Here is a 4,153-nt window from a genome sequence, read left to right as displayed (position 1 = left end):
CCGGTCACTCGGTGACCGGGCCCGCCGCGTGTGTCGTGTGCGTCAGTCGCGCTGCGCGTCGGAGGGGAGCTTGCGGATCTTCATGTCGTCCGCGTCGTCCGAGTCGAAGCCGTAGTCGAGCAGCTTCGCCGCGTCCTCGTAGCGATCCTTGCTGTTGAGTACCGTGCCGGTGAGGGTCTTGCCGTCCCGCGTGGCCGCGAAGACGAGGCAGGGGCCTGCCGCCGTGGTCGTACCGGTCTTGATACCGGTGATGCCCTTGTACGAGCCGAGGAGCTGGTTGGTGTTGTCCCACTCGTAGTAGCGAGTGCGGCCGTTGGCAGCCGGGGCCTCTGTCTCGTAGTTCTTGGTCTTGACGACCTTGCGGAACGTGTCGTTCTGCATGGCATGCTGGGCCAGCTTCGCCAGGTCCGCGGGCGTGGTGGAATCGCTGCTGGTGCCGTCGAAGGAATCGAACTTGGTCTTCGTCAGGCCGATTTCCTTGCCCCTGGCGTTCATCTTCACGACGAACGACTGGGTGCGCTGCTCCAGGGTGGCCCCTTCACCGAAGGTGTCGGCGAGAGCGTAGGCCGCGTCGGCGCCGGAGGGCAGCAGGGCGGCGTACAGCAACTGGTCGACCGTCAGCTCGTCGCCGGTCTGCAGGTCCGCGGTGCTTGTCCCGTTTTCGAGGGTGTAGTCGCGGTACGCCTTCTTGACGGTCACCTTCCGGTCGAGGTCGGCGTTCTCGTCGTCGAGGACCGTGGAGGCGAGCATGATCTTCACCGTGCTGGCCATCGCCCGGTCGTCGTTCACCTTCTTGCCGAAGACCTGCTCGCCGTTCTCGTCGAACAGCGAGGCGCCCTTGGCGGCGATCTCCGGCGGAGGCGTCTCGGACCCGGCGATGGCGATGACGGGGACGCTGGTGGCGAGTACGACACCGGCGGAGGCGGCGACGATGATCTTGCGCTTGGACAGGGTTCTGGTAGCCATGGAGCCACTCCGCATCTACTGAGTGAGGGGGGTGCATTCGGGGTGGCGATTTCCGACGGCGTGTCGAAGGCCGTGCCCCGATGGGTGATGCTCGTTCTCAACTTCACTGCCGCAGCGGTGAGTACGTGCGCGGCAGGGTTGCCGCCTTCGTACGTGGTGCATCGGTGTGCGTGTTCCACCGCCGCCCACCCTTGAACTGCCGTAGGGGAGAAGGGAGATCAGTCCACGCTTCGAGACGCTGAATCAGCACGCACGGAGATGTGCGATTCCAGTGACGCCGGTATGTGTTCTGTGGAGATTCGGTGAACACTCGGAGGTGCCAAAATTCCAGGGAGGCCGGGTGCACGAAGTCCTGTCGATCCGCAGGTGGCGGACAGGTGGCCGGGTACCGGTTCGAGTCCTGCAATTCAGGCATGAAAGCGGGCACTTGGTGCCGTATGGCTGAGGCGCCGGCTCTCACCCTGTATGCGCCGCGTCCCAAGATGGCACATCCTCTTCCTGCCTTGCGGTTACACGGACAACGCGCTGATGCGTGTGCGTAGCCGCCGCCGCTGCTGAGCGGCCGAAGGCCCTCGGCGGTGTCAAATAGTGGTACACATGCGAAAGTTGTTCGAGCACTGCCAATCAACCATGTCGGCTGCGACTTTCGCAAACCACGAGAGGTCTTTATCGCAGACATCGACGCCTCTTCGGGGAATCTGGATCGCGGCGGCCAATGACAAGCGGACACTGCCCGGGAGGCAGACGCCGGAGCCCGAGGCTTCTTTCGTGCAGCCGGTCACTTGCAGACGAGACCTCTCGGGCGGCCCGACCGGCAGTCGGTCAGGCGAGTCGGACAGTGCTTGTCCGGGCGGAACGACTCGCCGCGCACCAACCGGTCGTTTCCGAGGGCTGGTTCGTTCGACGCCGCCCTCGTGACTGCGGAGAGTGCGGCCTCCCACGAGGTTTCGGCGACTGGCATCCGTACGTGGCGGCCGCGTACACCGCACGGCGTGCACGGCCGCCGACCCCGGGTGGGTTCACCGCACTCGTTCGGTTGTGCCCTCGGCCGCCTCCCGTGCGGCGAGCTCCCGCATCCGGTAGTGGATCTTCTTGCCCGTCGCCGTGACGGGCAGCTCCTCGACGAAGCGGTAGGCGCGCGGCCGCTTGTAGGGGGCGAGCATCGAGTGGCCGCGGCAGTGCTTGTCGCACTCGGAGGCGGTGAGGGAGGTGTCGGAGCGGACCACGTACGCCGTCACCAACTGCCCCCATTCCGGGTCGGGGACGCCGACCACGACCGAGTCGGCGATGCCGGGGTGCTCGTTGAGCACCTCCTCGACCTGCACGGGGTGGACGTTCTCGCCACCGCTGAGGATCATGTCGTCCCGGCGGCCGACGAGGGTGACGTACTCGTGCTCGTCCCAGGTGGCGAGGTCCCCGATGTAGAGCCAGCCGTCGCGGAAGTTCTCGGCCGACTCCTCCGGGAGTCCGGCGTAGGAGTAGGCCGACTTGGGGGAGCGGACGATCACCTCGCCGATCTCGGTGCCGTCCTTCGCCGCCAGGTCGTCGGGCGCGGCGCGCCTGTCCTCGTAGACCCGGACCACGGCGACGTCGTCGTCGGTGCAGGCGCGTCCGGCGGTGCCGGCGTGGTCGGGGAGGTCCGAGGGGCGGAGGAACGTGTTCCAGAACGCCTCCGTCGTGCCGTATCCGTTGAAGATCCGCTCGGTGAGGACGTGTTGGTAGCGGAGGCACGCCTGCCGCTCCAGCGGGGCGCCCATGGTGACGATGCCGCGCAGCGTGGAGAGGTCGCGCGGGCGCGCCTCCTGCGCGTCGGCGAGGCGCTCCAGGTTGGTCGGTGCCCCGATGAGGAAGGTGAGGCCGCGCTCCTCGACGAGGTCGAGGACGCGCTCCGCGTCGAAGTGGCGGAGCGGGACGGCCTCGGCGCCGACGTAGAAGACGGGGTTGGGGCCGCCGGCGTAGAGGCCGCCGCGGTGGAACCACGGGCTCATGTTGAGCGTGCGGTCCTCGGGGGTGAGCGGGAAGTGCATGATCACGTCGTGCGCCGACAGCACCTCGTTGGCGTTGTTGAGCGGAACGCCCTTGGGGAGCCCCGTGGTGCCCGATGTGTAAAGGCGGGTCGTCTCGCCGTAGAGGCCGGCCTCCGGCTGCGGCGGCGCCTGGCGCCCGGCGCCTGCCGCATGCACCTCGGCGAACGGGACGGCGCCCGGGGCGGGTTCGGGGCCGGGTGCCCCCGGTGCGTCGACCTGGACGACGAGCGGCGGGGCGTGCCCGGCGAGGTGGAGTGCCTGCACCGCCTCGCCCGCGAGGGTGGCGTCGTAGACGTAAGCGGCGGGCCTGCCCGTGTTCAGCACGTGGGCCGTCTCGCCGGGCGCCAGGCGGAAGTTGATCGGGGAGCCGATCGCACCGAGCCGCTGGGTGGCGAGGTAGAGGAGCGCGAACTCGGGGCCGTTGAGGAGCTGGTGGACGACGAGGTCGCCGGGACGCACGCCGTACGCGGCGAGCCCCGCGGCGAGCCGGTCGACGTCGGCGCCGAGTTCGGCGTAGGTCCAACTCCTCCCGGTCGCCGGGTCGTTCAGCGCGGGCCTGGTGGCGTAGCGGTGGGTGTTGCGGGCGAAGCCGGCGAGGTAGGTGAAGTTCCGCTCGAATACCTCGCGGAAGGCTGTCGGGTCGTAGGCGTCGGTGCGCTGGCTCACGGTTCTCACCTCGGGGGAGCGCGTCGGCGGAGCGCGGGGGTTCTCCGTCGGCCGGGGTCCGACGGCGGTCACGCGCGCGGGCTCTGCGGCTGAGGTATGCGCTGCGTTCCGCAGCGGTGTCGCGAGCGGGCGTGGTGGCTCTCTCCCTCGGCGTCGTCCGGGGACGCGGCCTGGGGATCTGACTGGGATCTGGCTGGTGTGCACCGGGTGCACGGGATCTAGCGGACGAATAGTACGCATGTACGTTACACGTTGGGCTGCCGTCCAGGGACGGGCGGGGTCGTCTCGGACGGAACCGGGCGGGGCGGACGGCAGCGCGGACCGGCGTGCGAGATGAGGGGCTTCGAGCCCCGAGCCGCCCGAGGAGAGTGCGCCCCGCGCATGTGTCGCGGTCGGGACTGACGGCATTCTGCGTCGGCTTCGGAGGCTTTGCGCCATTCGCGACGTGCGTGCCGGGTTCCGTGAGGTGCGGTGGGTATGCCGCTGCCGCCGCA

The 4,153-nt window shown here is 68.8% G+C and carries 2 protein-coding genes; both read right to left on the bottom strand.

All coding sequences use genetic code 11. From position 1 onward, the window contains the following. Positions 1-42: 42 nt before the first annotated feature. On the bottom strand, positions 43-966 hold the full coding sequence (locus UWG_RS0120285) for a D-alanyl-D-alanine carboxypeptidase family protein (protein ID WP_016909036.1): 924 nt from the start codon (positions 964-966) through the stop codon (positions 43-45). Positions 967-1,985: 1,019 nt separating this feature from the next. Beyond that, positions 1,986-3,659: a class I adenylate-forming enzyme family protein gene (locus UWG_RS0120280; RefSeq protein ID WP_193386466.1), complete on the bottom strand. Its 1,674-nt coding sequence runs from the start codon at positions 3,657-3,659 to the stop codon at positions 1,986-1,988. Positions 3,660-4,153: the final 494 nt, after the last annotated feature.

This window comes from Streptomyces xiaopingdaonensis, from assembly GCF_000262345.1.
Taxonomy (GTDB): domain Bacteria; phylum Actinomycetota; class Actinomycetes; order Streptomycetales; family Streptomycetaceae; genus Streptomyces; species Streptomyces xiaopingdaonensis.
The sequence above is the reverse complement of the archived record's forward strand: the minus strand, read 5'-3'. Positions and strand labels throughout refer to the sequence as shown.